The sequence below is a fragment of the Gordonia jinghuaiqii genome (assembly GCF_014041935.1).
In the GTDB taxonomy this organism is placed as follows: domain Bacteria; phylum Actinomycetota; class Actinomycetes; order Mycobacteriales; family Mycobacteriaceae; genus Gordonia; species Gordonia jinghuaiqii.
Genome location: NZ_CP059491.1, coordinates 65,687 through 86,135, shown reverse-complemented (window position 1 = coordinate 86,135; position 20,449 = coordinate 65,687). Strand labels below are relative to the sequence as shown.

Below are 20,449 nucleotides of genomic sequence, written 5' to 3'. Positions count from 1 at the left end.
CGGCGGTTGTCGCTGTTCACTGGGCGAGTGTCACCGGCGTGACAGATGCACCACTGCGGACGGTCGCGGTCAGCGGTCCCCAGCCGGTCCAGAGATTCACCGGCACATCGAGCTTCGCACCCGGGCGCAGCGTGACCGGGGTTCGGGTGATCGCGGTCCGGTCGGTGAGGGTGTCGCTGCGTTCCACCGCGAGTCGCACCTTCTGCGCCCGACCCTCGGTCAGCACCGTCACACCCACCGGTGAGGTGGCGCCCACCGACACCGACGAGCCCGGACCGATCGACAACTGGCTGGTCTCGGTCGACAGCGACCGCAGCGAATCCTCGGTGGCCACCTGGAATTCCGCGGTCGTCGTCGCCGACGAACTCACGCGAAGTGCATGCCGCGCCGGGTCTGCGTCGATCACCGCGGTGGCACCGGCGGGCACCTCGAGGTCGCCCATGGCCACGGCGCCACCGCCACTCAGGACGGTCGCATTGATGTCCGCGGTGCGTCCGGCCTCCACACCGTCGACGACGATCCGGAACTTCCGGTTCGCGGGCACGGTGAACGACGCGGTGTTGTCGTTGTTGAAGAAGATCTTCTTCTCGACGCCGGGGATCGTGCGGCCGGCCGGATCGGTGACCCTGACGTCCCAGTCGACGTCACCGGCGCCGCGAGCGCCGCCGTTGGTGTCGGACACGACCACGACGGTGTCGTCGTTGCGCAGGTCCGGATCCTGGTGTCGCGCAAGGATCGACGCCAACGGCACCAGCATCATCTTGTTCGCGGCAGACCCCTGGAACAGCATGGTCGGTTCGGACGGGTTGGTGGCCGTCGAGTAGTACCAGCGCTCGGCGGCCGGATCGACGACGACCATCTTCTCCACACCGGGGAAGTTGTTGTCGTAGACGACGATGCCGCGCTTGCCCTCACCGAGGTCGCGGATGGCGATCGGGTTGATCGCGTGGCCGGCCTGACGCTCTTCGTCGGTGTAGATCGCGAGAACGTAGTTGTCGTTGCGCGTCCACGCCGAACGCAACCGTGAGAGGGCCTGTGACGCCGAGACCTCCGATTGGGCGAGATCGGTGGGCGGGAAGCCCTGGGTGATGAACATCCGCGCGATCAGCTCGTCCAGCGGTGCCGACGGCCCGATGCTGTAGACGGACTGCCACGGCATCGCGAACGGGAACGGATTGAGCCGCTTGGTGGCATACAGGCCGGCCAGGGCCGCCATCCCGAAGCAGTGCCCACCGGTCATCGCGTCGTTGAATTCCTGCTGCACGAGCTCGGCGACCGTCGTCGGCGAGCACACCCCCAGGACGATGCGGGCGCACACCTCGTCACCGAAGACCGCACGCATCCCCTCGATCGACAGGCCACGCGAATGGGCGGCGTCGTTCGGTCCCCAGTTCTCGAAGGAGAACCCGTCGCGCTTCACCTCGAAGTCGGCCTTTGCCACCAGCTTCCCGGCCTTCGGGTTCACCACCGGAGCGGCGGCCGACGATCCTGCGGCGACGACCGAGAGGGAGGCGGACACCGCGAGCACGAGAGCCGCCACCAGCAGACGCGCCGACAAGCGCACAGAACCCTGACCTTTGAGCATCGCTAAACATTAGCGGACAAATCAGGCAACCTGAGCAAATCCTGAGACATATCCGTGTGGCGTTCGAGGCATGTCCCGGATTCGCCGTTCGGCACCGGAAAGCGGTCGCGGTCAGAGATACACGACGCGGTATTTGAGGCTGCCCTTGATCCGTCCGACGAGATTTCCCGTCACCCAGACCCACGCCCCGCGCCGCCGACGCGACCACGCCCAGGGCCACACCGGACATGTTGCGAGGACGACACCCACATGGATCGGGAACCACCACCACTGCCGTCCGGGAGCACCGAACTGTTTGGCGACGCGGGCCTCTTCGCTGCCGTAGTCGACGACCTGGTCCCACGATTCGCGCAACCCGGTCCGATACCGGTAGGCGACCATGGCCTCGGGCGCGTAACCGAAGGTGTGGCCCGCGGTCTGGATCCGCCAGCAGAACTCGACGTCGCTGCCGGCCGTCGGGTAGTTCTCGTCCCACCCGCCGACTGCGTCGAAAACGCTGCGGCGCACGCCGAGATTGCAGCCGAAACTCATGGGGAGAAAGCGTCCCAGCACGATCGGTTCGTCCGGATCGGGCAACACCCGCCACGACGCGACGACCGGGTCGTTGAGAGTGTCGCGCTCGAGTGGACCGCCCACCAGGTCGGCGTCGCGGCCGGCGTCGACCATGGCGCGCAGCCAGGTCGGATGGACCGCGTCGTCCTGGTCGCAGTAGACAATGAAGTCTGCTGCGGCGCTGCGTGTTCCGACGTTCCTGGCATGCGAGGTACCGGCGACGTCCGAGGAGTCCACCCAGCGCAGAGCCAACCGGTCGCGCAGCGGATGGGCGTCGAGATGCCGACGCAGCTCGGCGCTTCCCTCGTTGTCGCTGACGATCACCTCGAAGTTCCCGCTGAAGTCCTGCGCGGCCAGGGCTTCGAGCTGGACGTCGAGGTCGGGCAGTCCGCGGTAGTAGGCGATCACCACCGATGCCGCCACCGGTGCGGCCGTCATCGGACTGCCTCCCGGAGCACGGCGACGGTGGGCGTCCCGTCCTGTTCGACGACGGTCTCGAGGATCGCCCGGAGAGAGCCGACGAGCCGCTGCGCGGTGGCCGGGTTGAACAGGGCGACCGGATAGAGCAGGGTGCCGGTGATTCCGGCAGGCCCCTCGGCGTCGCGGACTTCGAGCAACGTGAACTCCAACTCGTGTTTGGCGACGCAGTTCGCGAGCGGTTCGCGGGTGATCCGCACGCCCCCTAGGTCGATCTCGGACATACCCGCGTCGTCTGCTCCCGCCTGCTGCAGGATCAGCGTCGCCGGGAAGACGGGCGACCCGGACGAACCCGCGGGATCGATGTCGAGGTCCAGTGCGTCGGCGAGGTCGGGAACCGAGATGTCCGGGTGCGCGAGGCCGTCGAGCAGCTGCTGATGCACCTCGCGTGCGAGCGCGGCGAAGTCCCGGTGGCCGGCTGCGTCGAGACGCATGGGCAGGTCGTCGGCGAAGTTGCCGATGACCCCCTCGAGCGCCGCGTGCGGCCGGTTGGCGTTGGCCGTGCCCACGCGCACGTCCGGGTCGTCGGCCAGTTCCGCCAGGATCACCGCGAACGCGGCCTGCAGGACCGCGAACATGCTCACCGACGTCGCCCGGGCGAACCCGTCCAACGCGACGTGCAGGTCGGTGGCGAGGGTGAACTCGACTGCGGCGCCTGCGGACTGCCACCGCGCGGGACGGTGGTGGTCGGTCCGTAGCGTCGGACCTGTTCCGGGACCCCGGGATCCGGCGGTCAACCGATCCGTCCAGTAGGCGAGCTGGCGGTCACGGTCTGCGGCGAGGATGCCGGTGCGCCATCGCGCGTAGTCGCGGAACCTCACCGCCGGCTCCTGCACCGGAACGGCCGATCCGGCATCGAGGGTCCGCGCGACGAAACCGGTGATGAGGTCGCGGGCGAGCGGTGCCATCGACTGGCCGTCGACGCTCAGGTGGTGGGTGACCAGCACCAGAACATGTGTCTGGTCGTCCAACTGCAGCAGCCGGAGTCGGATAGGTGCCGAGTTCCGCACGTCGAGTTCCGACCAGGCCACCTCGGCGAGGACCTGCTCGTAGTCGGCGGCGGCGACGGGTTGCGGAGTGAGGCCGCGATCGATGAGATCGGCGACCACTCCGGTCGGCAGCACCACCAGTTCCGGGCCGGAGACACCGTCACGGTGGCGCGTGCGCAACGATTCGTGGCGGTCGACGAGGTCCACCAGAGCCGACGCCAGTGCCGCTGTGTCGAGGTCCCCGGAGAAGCGCACGGCGACCGGTACATTCCAGTCCGCACCCGACCCGTTGCGCACGGCCTCCCAGATTCGACGCTGCGCCGGTGCCAGTGGCGCCGGCTCGTCGTCGTCACCGCGGACGAGCGGCACGCCCGCGGTGTCCTCGGTGCCGGTCGGGACGGGCAAGGTGTCGATCTGCGCGGCGAGATCGGCGACGTCGACCGCGTCGAAGAGCAGCCGGACGGGGATTGCACGCCCGAACTCCGCTTCCAGCAGCGATGCCACCCGCGTCGCCGACAGCGAGTTGCCGCCGACGTCGAAGAAGTTGTCGCCCAGGCCGACTCGTTCGGTGCCGGTGACCTCGGCGATCACCTTGGCGACCCGGCACTCCACATCGGTGCGTGGCGGCGCGTAGGCGCGTTCGGCGGCCCGCGGTTGCGGCAGTTGCGAACGATCGACCTTGCCGTTGTCGTTGTACGGCAACGAATCGAGGACATGAACCTCTGGGCGCAGGTAGGCCGGAAGCCGGGACGCCGCCTCGCGTCGGACGTTCTCCGCGGTCAGCTCCGCGGCGTCACCGGCGACGAAGCCGACGACCCGGTCCTGGCCATCTGCTCCCGGGATCGCCACGACGACCGCGTCGGCGACGCCTGCACAGCGCCGCAGCACCGCCTCGATCTCGCCCGGCTCGATGCGGAAGCCGCGCACCTTGAGCTGGTGGTCGGTGCGACCCAGATACTCGAGCGCGCCGTCGGTGTTGCGGCGCACCAGATCCCCGGTGCGGTACATCCGTGCGCCGCCGGTCGTCCACGGATCAGGGACGAACGACGCCGCGGTCCGCGCCGGGTCCCCGTGGTACCCGCGTGCCAGTTGCACACCGCCGAGGTACAGCTCGCCTGCGACGCCGTCGGGCACCGGTTGCAGGCGTGTGTCCAGCACGCGCACGGTCACGACGGGTTGCGGGTGCCCGATGGAGACCCGCCCGTCGGGAACGCCCACCACTTCGTGTCCGGTCACGCTGACCGCCGCCTCGGTGGGCCCGTAGAGGTTGTGGATCACGATCGGCGTCGACCGACTGCCGGCGGCGGCCTCGCGCACCCGGGCGACGAGCTCGGCGGGCAGCTCTTCACCGATGCACAGCACGGTACCCAGCGAGGCCGGTGGCGTACCGGCGTCGAGGATCATCGACAGTGCCGACGGCACCGTCGGCAGTACCGTCACGTGGTGCCGGCCGAGGGCGCCGAGCAACGCGTGGCCGTCGCGCTCGCTCCCGTTGTCGCCGAGCACGATTCGTGCTCCGGTCTGCAGTGGCCACCAGTACTCCCAGACCGACAGATCGAAGCCCGCGGAGGTCCTGACCAGCACCGTGTCACCGGCACCCATCGGATAGCGGTGCTGCATCCAGTGCAACTGGTGGGCGAGGGCGGCATGAGACACACTCACCCCCTTGGGTATTCCGGTGGAACCGGAGGTGAACAGCACGTAGGCCGTGGAGTCGGGGCGCGGTCTGGGGAACTCATCGGACAGCGCGGCCGGGAGTTCGACGAGTTCCGCGGCGAAGTCGGCCGACGTGGCCTCGATGGTATCGAGGTCGAGGTAGGGCCGGGAATCGGGCGCCGCGGATCCGACGCCCAGTACCAGGACCGGGTCGGACACATCCAGGATCGTCGCGGCACGTTCGGCCGCCGACGGGTCGACCGGAACATATGCGGCGCCGACGGTGGCGACCGCGTACACGGCGAGCAGTTGGGGCAGTCCGCGTGCCGCGGCGATGGCGACACGGTCCTCGGGACCGACGCCGGAACGCACCAGTAGCCGCGCCAATGCCGTCACCCGGCAGGCGAATTCGCGGTACGTCAGGACGCGATCGCCGGTCACCACGGCCTCGGCGTCCGGTGTGCGCGACGCCCGGGCGTGGAACAGGTCGGCCAGTCCCGTGTCGCCCGGGACGGTCTCCGGCGCGGTCGCGGTGACCGTCAGCGCCGATCGCTCAGTGGCGTCGAGCAGTGGCAGGTCACCGACCGCGGTGTCGGGTGCGTCGACCATCGCCGCCAGGATGCGCCGGTAGCGCTCGACTAATTCGGCGGCCGAGTCCTGATCGAAGAGATCGGTCGCATGGACCAGTTGCCCGGTGAGGCCGGCGGGGGCGCCGTCGGCCCCGAAGGTGTCGGCGAGGGTCAGATGCAGGTCGAACTCCGCGACCTCGACGTCGTCGTCGACGACCTCCACCGCCAGCCCCGGCAAGGCCAGGTCCATCGGGCCGATGTTCTGGAACGACATCGCGACCTGGAACAACGGGTGGTGCGACGTCGACCGCGGCAGGTCGAGTTCCTCGACGATGCGGTCGAACGGGATCAGCGAGTTCGAGAAGGCATGCAATGCTGCGTCTCGCGCGATGTCCAGGGCTTCGTCGACGGTGGCAGCCGGGTCGATGACGGTGCGTAGCGCCAGCATGTTGACGAACATGCCGGCCACCCGGTCGAGGTGTTGCTCGCCTCGCCCGGCGATCGGCGTGCCGATGACGACGTCGCGGTTGTCGCCGAGACGGCCGAGCAGCACCGCGAGCGCGGTGTGCGCCACCATGAACGGGGTCGCGCCGCGACGGCCGGCGAAGTCGACGATCCGAGTGTGCAACTCGGCATTTATCGCGAAGTCGACGCGGGCTCCGCGCCCGCTGGGTCGAGTGGGTCGCGGGCCGGCCGTCGGCAGGTCGATCACCGGCGGCGCGCCCTGTAGTCGCTGCACCCACTGCTGCAGTTGGGCGGCCGACGAACCGTTGCGGTCGTCGAGGATCGCACGTTGCCAGACCGCGTAGTCGGCGTACTGGACAGGTGGTGGTACCGGCTCGACCGCCCGTTTCCCGGTCCGGTGCGCATCCATCCGCGACGAGTAGTCCGCGGCCAGCTCGCCGGCGAGTGCCACCATCGTCAGTCCGTCGGCGCAGATGTGGTGGGCGACGAGGACGAACACGTACTCGTCCCGGCCGGCGTCCGTGCGGTGGTGATCGGTCACGCGGAAGAGCTCGGCGCGGACCGGTGGGGCCGCGGTGACGTCGAACGTCGTCCGGGTGGACCGCTGGACTGCGTCGGGCAATGCGCTGCGGGACAACGGGACTGTCGATAGATCGAGTGGTACCTGATCGGCGGGCAGGATCACCTGGTGTGGTCCGTCGGCGCTGTCGGGGTAGATCGTGCGCAGCGCCTCGTGGCGGGCGAGCAGCCCGGCCAGCGCCGCGGTGAAGGCCTCGACGTCGAGGTCACCGGTCAGCCGCAGGACGATCGGGATGTTCTCGGTCAGCGCGCCGGGATCGAACCGGTTGAGGAACCACATCCGCTGCTGGGCGGGCGACAGCGGAATCCGCGCCGGCCGGTCGAGTTCACCCAGGACCGGTCCGGTGTGTGCGGTGGACGCGTCGAGCCGGCGTGCGAGTTCCTGTACAGATGGGGCGTCGAACAGATCGCGGACGGACAGCTCACGGCCGGAGCGGGTGCGGATACGCGCGGCGGCCTGGGCGGCGGTCAACGAGTTGCCGCCGGCGTCGAAGAAGTTGTCCGACACCCCGACCCGGTCGCGTCCGAGGAGTTCGGCGAACACCTCGGCGACAAGCCTTTCGGTCGACGTACCGGGCGCGCGGTACTCCGTGGTCTCGTATACCGGTGCGGGCAGGGCCCGGTGGTCGACCTTGCCTGCGGAGGTGAGCGGTACGGCGTCGAGTTCGACGATCGCCGCCGGAATCGCGTGGGCGGGCAACGACTCGCGCAGCCGGTCGAGCAGGTGGTCCCGCCGGAGATCGCCGGTGGGCACCACATAGGCCACGAGCGCGGCGTTCCCGTCCGGGCCCGGCCGGGTGGCGACTACCGCGGCGCGGACGCCGGAGTGCCCGCGGAGCAGCGACTCGACCTCGCCGGTCTCCACCCGGTGGCCGCGGATCTTGACCTGATGATCGATGCGGCCCAGGTGCACCAGACCGGCGCGCGCCTCGAGCTCGGGTGCGCGGACAGACACCCTGACCAGGTCGCCGGTGCGGTAGCGGCGAGACCCGGGTGGGCCGTCGGGGTCGGCGACGAAGGTCGCGGCAGTGAGCCCGGGCCGACCGTGGTATCCGCGGGCCAGACCGACTCCGCGCAGGTACAACTCGCCGGGCACCCCGGGTGCGCACTCGCGGAGAGACGGATCGAGCACGCGGACGTCGGTGCCGGTGATCGCCGAGCCGATGGTCATCGGTTCGGTGTCGGCCACCGACAGCGGGCCGGCGAGGGTCCCCATGATGGTCGACTCGGTGGGCCCGTAGGCATTGAAGAATCGCTTGCCCAGGCCGATCCACCGCCGCGCGGTTGTCGCCGAGCATGCGTCCCCGCCCACGATGATCGTCTGCAGCAGCGGCAACGGGTCCGCTGCTGCGGGATCGTCGGCGTCGGGTGCGATGGTGTCGAGTACGCCGGGGGTGAGGAATGCGTGCGTGACGCGCTCGGCACGGAGCAGCTCGGTGAGGTCGTCGGCGCCGTAGATGTCGGTGGGCGCGACGATCGTGGTCGCGCCCGCGTCCGCGGCCATCAACAGCTCGAGGATCGCGGCGTCGAAGCTGGGAGACGCGAAATGCAGTACACGGCTGCCGCTCTCGATGCCGTAGCGGCGCTGCTCTGCCGTGAACGACGCCACGCCCCGATGGGTCACCGCGACCGCTTTGGGCCGCCCGGTCGATCCCGAGGTGTAGATCAGGTACGCCGGCTGGTCCACGTGCCGAACCGCCCGGCGCTCGGTCTCCTCGATGGCACCCGCGGGCAGCGCAGCGAGTTCCGACTGCGTGTCCGGGTCGTCGAGCAGGAGCACGTCCTGCCGACCGCCGCAGGCGAGCGATCCGGTGGTGGTGACGATGATCGATGCGCCGGAGTCCTCGAGCATGAAGGCGATGCGATCGGCAGGATACGACGGATCGACCGGCACGAATGCCGCACCGGTGGCGGCAACCGCCCGCATCGCCATGACCGACCACACCGAGCGGGTGATGGCCAGTGCGACAACCGTTTCTGGTCCGGCGCCGCGGGAGATCAGCGCTCGTGCCAGTCGATTGGTCCAGTCGGCGATCTCTTCTGCGCCGAAGGCGCGCCACTGTCCGCCTGAGCCGAAGGCGCACCCTGATCCGTCGCCGTCGAAACCCACCAGGCGGTGATCGGGATTGCCGATCGCGTCGCCGAACAGAACCGGGGCGGCGGGATCGTCGCCGCGCAGGTCTGCGAGGGTCTCCTGCTCGTGCTGACCGAGCAGGCTCGACACCCGTAGCGGTGTCGTGGGATCACCGGCGGCCAGCGAGATCGCCCGGCCGTACCGATCCAGCAGTGCTGCGGCAGTGCTGTTCCGGTACACATCGGGACGATGGATCAGGGCGATGTCCAGGCCGCCGTCGGACGTCGGGGTCACGGTGAACTCGAGATCGAAACGGGCCACCGGGATGTCGAGACGAACGGCCTCGGCAGCGGCGCCGTGCTGGGAGTGCCTCCCGTCGGCGGGGTGGTCGGCACCGTCGACCGTCAGGGTCACCTGGACCAACGGGTGGCGTGTGCCGTCGCGGGACAACCCGAGATGGTCGACGATCTCCTCGACATCGACCTCACCGTGTTCGAGCGCGTCCACCACGCTCTCGCGCGACCGCGCGACGAGCTCGGCGAATCCGGATCGCGGGTCTACTTCGGTGCGTAGCGGCACCATCGTCACGAACATGCCGATCAGATCGGCGACATCGGCGTCGAAGCGGCCCGCGGTCGGGGTACCGATGACGACGTCGTCGCCGGCACCGGACCGGCTCAAGGTGAGTGCGAGCGCAGCATGCAGGATCCCGAAGACGGTGCTGCCCGACCGGTCGGCGAGATCACGGAGCCTGGCTGTCTCCGCTGGTCCGACTGCTCGGTGGTGCACGGTGCCGGGTTCGGCCTCGAGTATCCGGTCGGCCGCGGGCGCCGACAGCGTCGGCGCGCCGGACAACTGGTTGCGCCAGTAGGCGAGATGTCCGGCGAGCTTCGAGGCCGGATCGCCGGGCGCGCCGAGGCGGCTCGCCCGCCGTACGACGTGATCGGCGTACTGCACCGGCAACGGCGGCCACGCGGGCTCGTTCCCGGCGAGGCGTGCGGTGTAGGCGGTGTCGAGGTCACGGGCGAGGACACGTAGCGACCAGCCGTCGGCGGCGACGTGGTGCACGGCCAGGACGATCACCGTTGCACCATCGTGTTCTCCGACGACCACGCGCAGCGGCAGGTCGGTGGTGAGGTCGATCGTGGAGTCCAGTGCGGCCGCGACCGCCTCCTCCTCGGCGGAGGTCGATGGCGCGCGCATCGAATCCATCACCTGCAGAACGTCATCGATCGAGTACTGGCCGGTGTCCCGGATGAGCTGATGCGGTCCGGCGTCGCCCTCGGGGTACACGGTGCGCAAGATCTCGTGCCGCCCGATCACGTCGCCGAGTGCCGCACGCAGGGCATCCCGGTCGAGGGTCTGCGGGATCCGCACGGGCGCGACGATGAGGTACGCGCTCGACGACGGCTCGATCCGGTTGTGCAACCACATCTGCAGTTGCGCCGCCGTCAGCGGGATTCGGTCCGGCCGTTCGACGGTGTGCGGTCTCGGCAACGGGTTGGCGGCGGCCGCGGTGTCTGCAGCGGCGGCGATCGCGGCGGCGGTGCGGCCGTCGAAGACCGCGCGCACCGGGACACCGACGCCGAGTTCCTCGGCGATCCCGGCCACCACGCGCGTGGCGACGAGCGAGTTGCCGCCGGCGGCGAAGAAGTCGTCGTCGACACCCACGTCCTCGCCGAGGATCGCGCGGATCAGCGACAGCACAACGTCTTCGGTGGCGGTTTCCGGTCGCCTCCCGCCATCGGGACCCGGTGCGACGGTGGTCGCGGGTGTGGGTAGCGCCGCCCGGTTGACCTTGCCGCTGGTCGTGGTCGGCAACGCGGCGGTGGGCAGGATGTGAGTGGGCACCATGTGGTCGGGCAACCGCTCGGCGAGGTGGGCGCGCAGTCTCGCCGCGGTGAGCCCGGCGGCCTCATCGACGACGACGTGTGCGACGAGCTGGGAGCCGATACGCGGGTGCTCGTGGACGACGACCACCGCCGCGCGGACTTCGGGGTGCGTGAGCGCGGCGGCCTCGATCTCGCCGGGTTCGACGCGCTGCCCGCGGATCTTCACCTGGAAATCGCTGCGTCCGAGGTAGTCCAGCACCGGCATTGCCTCATCGGGTCCGGGCCGACGCCAGCGCACCAGATCACCGGTGCGATAGAGCCTTTCACCGTTCCCCCAGGGTGACGCGACGAAGCGCGACGCGGTCAGGTCGGCCCGCCGGTGATACCCGCGCGCGAGCTGGACACCTCCGAGGTAGAGCTCGCCGGTGACACCCGCGGGGACCGGCCGCAACCGGCTGTCGAGGACGACGACCGTGTTGCCCGCGGTGGGGCGCCCGATGGAGATCGCGGTGTCGGTCCGGTCGACCTCGACGGCGGTCACGTCGACGGCCGCTTCGGTCGGGCCGTACAGGTTGTGCAGCTGCGCGGACGTGAGTGATCGGACCGCCCGCGCCGACGGGGCACCGAGCGCTTCCCCGCTGGTGAAGATCAGCCGCAGCGAGCGCAGGTCGTCGGCGGCAGGTGAGGCGGCCACGAACGCGTCGAGCATCGCGGGCACGAAGTGGATGACCGTGACGTCGTGTTCGCGGATCAGTCCGGCGAGTACGGCCGGGTCGCGGTGCGCATCGGGTGCGGGGAGAACGACATCGACGCCTCCGTGCCGGATACCGGTGAGGAAGGGCCAGAACAGTTCCCACACCGACACGTCGAAGGTGATCGGCGTCTTCTGCAGGACCACGTCGCCCTCGCCGATCGGGTGGCGCTGTTGCATCCACGCGAGGCGGTTGACGATCGCCGCATGACTGATGCTGACCGCCTTGGGCACCCCGGTCGATCCCGAGGTGAACAGGACATAGGCGGGATGCTCCGAGCGGAGCCGAACCCGCCGGTCGGCGTCGGTGATCGGCTCGTCACCGCGGTCGAGGTGCAGGTCGGCCGGATCGAGGAGGCGGTCGGCGAACCCGGCCGGAAGACTCAGCCCGCTGCTCGCAGGTGCGAAGATCCGCACCGGATCGGTGGTCTCCAGCATCGTCGCGATCCGGGCTTCCGGCTGGGCGAGGTCGATCGGCACATATGCGCCACCCGCGAGAACAACGGCATGGATCGCGACGAGCATGTCGATCGAACGCGGAACGGCAACGGCCACCGTCTGTTCGGGGCCGACGCCCGCCGCGATCAGCGCGCGGGCGGTACGGGCGACCCGCCGGTGGAAGTGCTTCACGGTGACCGCGGTGTCGCAGTCGATCACCCGTCCCGTCGCGGTACCGGGAACCGTCATCGCCGCGGGCAGGGTGCGGGAGGTCGCGTCGCCGGCAGGCCGGCCACCGCTCCCCCACTGCTCGCGGGTGCGGTCGAGTTCGGCGGTGTCGACGACTGCCAGTTCGTGGACTGCGGCCCCCGGCTCTGCCACCACGCCCCGCAGGACGTGCAGCAGCATGTCGACGAAGCCGGTGACCGTGCTGCGGTCGAAGAGTTCGGTGGCATAGGTCCACCGACCGCGGATCGGTGCGTGTCGCGACCCGGCGTCCGTGACCGAGTCCGATGCCTGGAGGGTTCCGAGATCGTCGGGAGTTCCGCCCGTCGACGGGACGTCGAGGGTGAGATGCAGGTCGAAGCGCGCGAGCGGCAGTTCGACGGGCAGCGGCGTCGCGGCGATCTCACCGCTGCGGACGGGACCCGGGGGCGGGTCGCCGAACGCGAGCATCACCTGGAAGACCGGATGATGCGCGCCTGCCCGGTCGGGCTCGTACTCGTCGGCGAGTTCCTCGAACGGCACCTCCGCATTCGCCTGCGCGGCAACATCGGACTCGACGACCGATTGGAGCAGTTCGGAAACAGTCGCGTCCTCGTCGATGCGGGTTCGCAGGACCACGGTGTCGACGAACATGCCGACGAGGTCGTCGAGCAGTTCACTGCCGCGACCCGAGACGGGCGTGCCCACGACGATGTCCGACGAACCGGACAGCCTGGAAAGCACAATGGCCAGTGCAGTGTGCACGAGGTGGAACACCGTGGCCCGGTGGGCTGATGCGACGCGTTCGATCTCGCGCATCAGCGCAGGGTCGACAGAGAACTCGACGGTGTCGCCGCGGTGTGTCGGGTGTGCGGGGCGTGCGCGGTCGACGGGAAGCGGCAGCGGGCCGGGCAGGTCGGTGAGGACCTCGCGCCAGAACTCCCGCTGACGGGCGATGCTCGGGTGCGGCTCGGTGCCGTCGAGCTCGCCCAGCAGCGTCGACTGCCACAGGGCGAAGTCGGCGTACTGGACCGGCAGCGGGTTCTCCTGGCGGGCTCCGCCCGCGGGGGTCTCCTGGCGGGCTCCGCCTGCCGGAATCTCTCGGCGGGCTCCGCCCGCGGCGGCGGTGAGATAGCCGGCGAGCAGATCGCGTACCAGCGGACCCGTCGACCACCCGTCCGCGGCGATGTGATGGAGAACGATGACCACCACGTGGGCGTCGGGTCCGGTCCGGAATGCCCTGATCCGCAGCGGTATCCGGGAATCGAGCGCGAATCCGCGGCTCGCGGTGTCGCCGACGAAGGTCTCGACGGGGACGCTCTCGGGAACCTCGGCGACCAGATCGATGTCGGCGCCGGCCAGTGCCTCGTCGGTCGACAGGATGTGCTGGCGCGGGATCCCGGCGTCGGCGGGGTAGATCGTGCGCAGGACCTCGTGCCGGTCCAGCAGTCCGCGGATCGCTCCCGCGAGTGCCTCGACGTCGAGCGGGCCGTCGACCTGCAGGGCGAACGGCAGGTTGTAGAGCGCGGTACCGGGTACGAGCCGGTCCGACAACCACATTCGCCGCTGTGCTCGCGACAGCGGCAGCACCGGCGGCCTGGTCCGAACACCCAGGCGGGGGCGGTCGGAAGCGGCCGCGTCGTCGATGCGCCGTGCGAGGTCGGCGATGACGGGGGCGTCGAAGACCGCGCGCACCGGGAGGTCGACACCCATGGCGTCGCCGATGCGAGCCGAGAGACGTGCGGCCATCAGTGAATTGCCGCCGAGTTCGAAGTAGTCGTCGTTCACGCCGATGGCCCGGTCGGCGTCGGCCGGCAGCAGCGTGCCGAGCAGTTCGACGAGCGCGCGTTCGGTGGCGGTGCGGGGCGCGACGTGGGAGTGCCGTGTTCGCGGCGGCTCGGGCAAGGCGCCCCGGTCGATCTTGCCGTGGATTCCACGCGGCAGGGCGTCGAGCACGACCGCGGCGGTGGGGACCATGTACGCCGGCAGCCGGCGGCGGAGATCGTCCAGGACCGCGGTGGCGCCGAAGGTGTCCGTCGCCCCGTGCGCGGGTACGAGGTAGGCGGTGAGGGTGTCGCCGTGATGTGCGGCGACAGCTGCCGCGGCGACGCGCGGATCGGCGGCGAGAGCGGATTCGATCTCGCCGAGTTCGATCCGCTGGCCACGGATCTTCACCTGGAAGTCGTTGCGGCCGAGGAACTCCATCGTGCCGTCCGGACGGATGCGGGCGAGATCGCCGGTGCGGTACATCCGTGTGCCCGTCCCGGCGGGGTGGGCGACAAACCGATCCGCGGTGAGGTCCGGACGTCCCTCGTAGGCGGTCGCCAGTTGCGCTCCCGCGAGGTACAACTCACCGACGACCCCGAGCGGCACGGGATGCAGGCGAGCATCGAGGACGAGCACGGTCGAGTCGTCGACCGGAACACCGATCGGTACCGTCGGGGACCCGGGCGACGCGAGCGCCCGACCCACCTCGTGGTGGGTGATCCCGACGGCGGCCTCGGTGGGACCGTAGAGGTTGAACACCCTGGCGCCGAGCATGTCCGCGGCCCGTTGCGCCGTCGCCGGGGTGAGCGCCTCACCGATGCACAGCACCCGTCCGATCGGGTGCGCCTGCGTTCCGGTGTCGGAGAGTGCGTCGAGGTGGGCGTCGAGCAGCGACGGGACGAAGTGGGCCGCGGTGACCGCGGTGCGCCGCATGAGGTCGGCGATGTAGCGCGGGTCCAGGTGCCCGTGGGGCGTCGCGACGACCAGTCTGGCGCCGCTGATCAAGGGCCAGAACAGTTCCCACACCGACAGGTCGAAAGTGAGAGCCGTCTTGAGAACGGTGCTGTCCCCGGGTCCCAGCGGGAATGCGGTGGTCTTCCAGTTCAGCTGGCCGGCGATCGCCCGGTGGGACACCGCGACACCCTTGGGTGTGCCGGTGGAACCGGAGGTGTAGATGACGTACGCCGTGTTCGACGGCCGCAACGGCGCGATCCGGTCGGCGTCGGTGACCGGCCGGCCTGCGCCCCCACCGGCTCCCCCGTCCCCGGTCACGTCGGTCACGGTCACGTCGGTCACGTCGGTCACGTCGGTCACGTCGATGATCACCACCGGGTCCACCGGCGTGATCGTCGTCGGTCCGGCGACCAGAACCACTGCCGGTGCGCATGATTCGAGGACGAGACGTGTTCGTTCGGCCGGCGCTTCGGGATCGACGGGCACATACGCGCCGCCCGCACGGGACACCGCGAGCACCGCTTCGACGAGCGTCGCCGACCGCCCGATGGCGACCGCGACCCGGACCTCGGGACCCACACCGGCCGCGATCAGCCTGCGCGCCAGCCTGTTCACGCGTGCATCGATCTCCCCGTAGGTGAACTCGGCGCCGGTGGCGTCGTCGTAGAGTGCCGGTGCACCCGGATGTCGCGCCGCGGCCTTCTCCACCAGGGCGGGCAGGGTGTCCTCGTCGCGACCGCTCTCCGGTCCGGCCAGGACCCCTGCGGTTGCCTCGACGGCCAGATCACCGACGGGGGTGTCCACGGCGTCGAGAGCCGCGGACAGGAGTGCGATCCAGAGTCGGTGCCAGCGCTCGATGGTGCTGTGGTCGAACAGGTCCCGGTCGTAATCCCACTGCACGCGCATCGGCCCGGCGGTGACGCCCGCCGCGCCGTCGTCGACCAGCGTCAGGTGCAGATCCGACTTCGCCACTCCCAGAGACGGTTCGACGATCTCGACCTGGAGTCCGTCGAGGAACACGGTCGACGTGCCGAGGTTCTGATAGGAGAAGCCCACCTGGAACAGCGGGTGGTACGCCGCGGAGCGGCGCGGGGCGACGAGGTCCACCAGCCGGTCGAACGAGATGTCGGCGTGCTCGAAGGCGTCGAGGTCGACGGTCCGCACCTCGGAGAGCAACTCGGCGAACGTCGCGGTCGGATCCACCCGGGTCCGCAGGACGACGGTGCCGACGAACATGCCGACCAGTTCGGCGAGGTCGCGGTGGTGCCGACCGGCGACCGGGGTGCCGACGGCGATGTCGGCGGTTCCGCTGAGACGTCCGAGCAGCAGCGCGAGTGCGCTGTGGGCGACCATGAACGGAGTGGTGCCGGTGGCCCGGGCGAGGGTGCGCATGCGCTCGACCACCTCCGCCTCGACCTCGGTGTGCAGCTCGCCGCCGCGTGCACGCGGGTGCGCGGGCCGGGGCCGGTCGGTGGGCAGGGCGAGCAGATCGGGCAGGTCGCCCAGGCGGCGTTGCCAGTGGTCGAGCTGAACGGCGGCAACCGACGACGGGTCGGACTCGTCGCCCATGACCTCGCGATGCCACAGCGTGTAGTCGCGGTAGGTGACCGGCAGCGGCGTCCATGCGGGCGCCTCCCCGCGTCGGCGCGCGTGATAGGCCACCGCCAGATCGCGGGCCAGCGGCGCCGTCGACGACCCGTCCGCGGCGATGTGGTGTACGACGCACAGGAGGACGTGGTCGTCGGCGGCCACGCGGAGCAGACGGATCACGAGCGGAACGCCTGCGGCCACATCGAAGCCGGTGGTCGCCAGATCGGCGATCCGGGCATCGAGATCGGACATCGCGACCAGCTCAGGGTCGGTGACCGTGGTGAGGTCGACGACGTCGGTGGGTTGCACAACCTGGACGGGCCCGCCCGGGGTGTCCGGGTAGACGGTACGCAGCGTCTCGTGCCGGTCGAGGACGTCGCGGACGGCATCGGCCAGTGCCACGCGGTCGAGGTCGCCGCGGATCCGCAGGGCGAGCGGGATGTTGAACACCGGTGAGCGCGTGTCGAGCTGGTTGACGGCCCACATGCGCTGCTGCGCGGGTGCCAGCGGCACGGGATCCGCCGCACCGGCGTCGGCGCTGCCGATCGTGGTGACGCGCCGTAGCTCCGGGATGCGTCGGGTCACCGGATCGGCGAGGCGCGCTGCGAGTCCGGCGACCGTCGGGGTCTCGAAGACCCAGCGGACCGGGACGTCGGCGTCGAGTTGGCCCGACAGCGTCGACGCGAGCCTCGTGGCGGTGAGCGAATCACCGCCGAGGGCGAAGAAGTCGTCGTCGCGGCCGACCCGGGCGGCACCGGTGCAATCGGTGAACGCCGCGGCGACCACGCGTTCGGTGTCCGAGCGCGGTTCGGCATAGGGTGCGGCCACCGGCACGGGGACCGGCAGGGCCTTGCGGTCGACCTTCCCCGATGTGGTCAGCGGTATCGCGTCGAGCCGAACGAGAACCGAGGGAACCATGTGCGCCGGCAGGACCGAACGCAGCTCCTCGCGAACTGCCTCGGAATCGGCTGTGCCGGTGTAGTACCCGACCAGATAGGTGCCGGCGGCGGTGTCGCCTGCGCCCGCCCGTGCGGTCTGCGGCTCGGTGACCGCGAGATCGACACCGGCAACCGCGCCGATCGCGGCGTCGATCTCACCCAACTCGATGCGGAAGCCACGGATCTTGACCTGCCGGTCACCGCGGCCCAGGTACTCCAGGTGATGCTCTCCCCCCGCGGTCTCGCGCCACCGCACCAGATCTCCGGTGCGGTACAGGCGTGCACCCGGCGGCCCCCAGGGGTCGGCGACGAACCGCGAGGCCGTCAGCGCCTGCCGCCGATGGTAGCCGAGGCCGACGCCGGCACCGCCGACATACAGCTCGCCGGTCGCCCCGACCGGCACGGGCCGCAGCCGGTGATCGAGGACCACAGCCGTGCTGCCGGTGATGGGTGCACCGATGGTCACCGGCCCGGCCGGATCGAGCGGCCCGGCGAGGGTGGCCATGACCGTCGACTCGGTCGGCCCGTAGGCGTTGAACATCCGCCGTCCGGTCCCCCATCGGGACACCAACTCCGGCGGACAGGCCTCGCCGCCCACGATCACCGTGCGCAGCTCGTCCAGGCCGTCGGCCGGGAGGGTTGCCAATGCGGCCGGGGTCAGGAAGGCGTGGGTGACGCGTTCGGCGCGCAGCAGCGCGGCCAGCTCGTCGCCGCCGTAGATGGTGGTCGGCACGATCACCATCGTCGCGCCCGACGCCAGGGCGAGAAGGAGTTCCAGGACCGCGGCGTCGAAGCTCGGGGAGGCGAAATGGATGGTGCGCGAACCGCTCCCGACGCCGTAGCGCCGGATCTGCTCGTCGGCGAAGGAGGCCAGTCCGCGGTGGCTGATGACGACACCCTTGGGCGCGCCGGTGGAACCGGAGGTGTAGATCACGTACGCGGGGTCGTCGATGCGCAGGGGCCGTGTCCGCTGCGCATCGGTGACGGGTTCCGCCGAGGCGTTGCGGTAGTCGGCGACGACGCGTTCGTCGTCGAGAGCCAGCCAACGGCAACGATTCTGCAGCGCGTCGAGTCGTGCGCCGCTCCCCGGGCCGACGATGCCTATCTCGGCGGCGCTGTCGTCGAGAAGGTAGGCGAGCCGGTCGTCGGGAAGCGCCGGATCGACGGGTACGAACGCCCCTCCGGCCAGCAACACGGCGAGTTCGGCTGTCACCGAGTGCAATCCGCGTGGAATCACCAGGGTCACGGTGACACCCGGGCCCACCCCGCGGGCGATGAGCACACGGGCGAGTCGTCGCACCCGTTGCATGAGTTCGTCGTAGCGCAGCGCACGAGGTCCGTCCACCACGGCCTCGGCGGCCGGGTGTGCCGCGGCGGCACGGGAGATGAGGTCGGCGAAGTGCGCCGGCTCCGACGCGGCGTCCCCGCGCGCCGGGACGAGAAGTGCACGCTCGGCCACCTCGAGGATGTCGAGGTCGCCGACCCGGGTGTCGGGGCCCGCGGTCACCATCCCCGCGAGAACGAGCAGGTATCGGCGACGATGGGCGGTCAGATCGGCCTCGGGGTAGGCGGCCGCATTCGCCTCGAGATCGATTCGCAGATCACCGGTTCCGGTGTGGACGGTGACGGCGAGATCCTCGGTCGGTCCGGTGCTGAGGATGTGGCTGCGACCCACGCAGTCGCCCAGGATCGTCTCGCTGCGGAACATCATCACGTTGACCGCCGGCCCGAAGAACCCGCGGCCCACCGCCGACGGGCCGAGGCTTCCCTGGTTGGTGCCGGCCGTCCGCGCCGCGAGGTCGCGTCGCATGTCCTCGAACCGGTAGCGCTGGTGGCGCAGCGCCCCGCTCAGCTCGGTGGTGATGCGGGTGAGGAGTTCCCCGATGGTGGTGTCGGGTGTGATGCCGCTTCGGATCGGGACGACGTTGGAGACCATGCCGCCCGAGCGGCGCAGCAGCGCATTGGTGCGGGCCGAGACCGGCAGGCTCAGGACGATGTCGTCGGTGCCGGTCATTCGCGAGATGTACACGGCGACAGCCGCACTGGCCACGGCTGCGACGGTCGCCCGGTTCTCCGCGCAGAAGCGCTCGACGTCGAGGACCAGTTGCGGGTCCAGGTCACCGCCGACCGTGCGCGATTCGGCGCCGCCGCCGAGAACGGGATCGGCGAGACGGACCGGATCGGGCAGATCGCGTAAGCGCTGTGCCCAGTGCTCCCGGTCCCGTTCGAAGCGGGTCGACGACCGGTAGGCCACGTCGTCTGCGTGCAGGTCGTGCAGACTCCCGGCGCGCGCGGCCGGCACGTCGAGGCCCCGTGACCGCGCGGTGTAGACCTCGGCGGTCCGCTCGGCGAAGGCCGACGCACCGTATCCATCGAGGAGTATGTGGTGAACGCGGGTGTACCAGAAGTAACGCGATTCGGAGATCCGCAGCGTCGCCGACTCGATCAACCGGTCGGCGAAAAGGTCGAGGGGAGTTCGGAACTCCTTGTCCATCCACGCCCGCGCGGCCGCCTCGGGGTCGTCGTGGTCGGTGAAGTCCAGGTGCATCATCTCGTCGCGCAGGGACTCGTCGAGGTACTGCAGCGGCGCCTGGGTCGCATCCTCGGCGGGCACGAGTCGCACCATCGCGGTGCCGAACTCGCGGGCCACCTGCCGCCCGACGTCGGTCAGCAGGTCGAGGTCGAGGTCGCCGTGCACGTCGACGTACTGGGCTATGGAGAACGGGGTGTGCGGCGCGAGGTGCTGCGCGAACCACATGCTGCGCTGGGCTGCCGACAGGGGAACGAGATCGAGATGTTCCACGACGTCCGATGCGGTCACCGATGCGGCACCGGGCCGCGCGTCGACGTCGTTGTTGGTCACGTGGGATGTCACTCTTCCGAAGGTTTCGGCATGCCGAAGACAGCCGGGCCACGATCGGGCCGGCGTGGGGAATGGTTAGGATTCGGGGCGAACCGGTCGCGCGGCGCCGGTTCCTCGATGTGTTACATCGGAGGCGCCGGCGGAGAATTGCCCCCGGCTCCGACAT

At 70.3% G+C, this 20,449-nt stretch carries 3 protein-coding genes; all 3 read right to left on the bottom strand.

Annotation, left to right across the window (positions count from 1 at the left end):
* Positions 1 to 16: 16 nt before the first annotated feature.
* The 3 genes from H1R19_RS00320 to H1R19_RS00310 all read right to left on the bottom strand — a co-directional run bounded on the left by H1R19_RS00320 (position 17) and on the right by H1R19_RS00310 (position 20,295).
* On the bottom strand, positions 17 to 1,585 hold the full coding sequence (locus H1R19_RS00320) for a hypothetical protein (RefSeq protein ID WP_219850300.1): 1,569 nt from the start codon (positions 1,583 to 1,585) through the stop codon (positions 17 to 19).
* Positions 1,586 to 1,696: 111 nt separating this feature from the next.
* Positions 1,697 to 2,575, bottom strand: a complete 879-nt coding sequence (locus H1R19_RS00315; RefSeq protein WP_244970819.1) for a glycosyltransferase family 2 protein — start codon at positions 2,573 to 2,575, stop codon at positions 1,697 to 1,699.
* Positions 2,572 to 20,295, bottom strand: a complete 17,724-nt coding sequence (locus H1R19_RS00310; RefSeq protein ID WP_244970818.1) for a non-ribosomal peptide synthetase — start codon at positions 20,293 to 20,295, stop codon at positions 2,572 to 2,574. Before H1R19_RS00310 ends, H1R19_RS00315 begins: the two co-directional genes overlap by 4 nt.
* Positions 20,296 to 20,449: the final 154 nt, after the last annotated feature.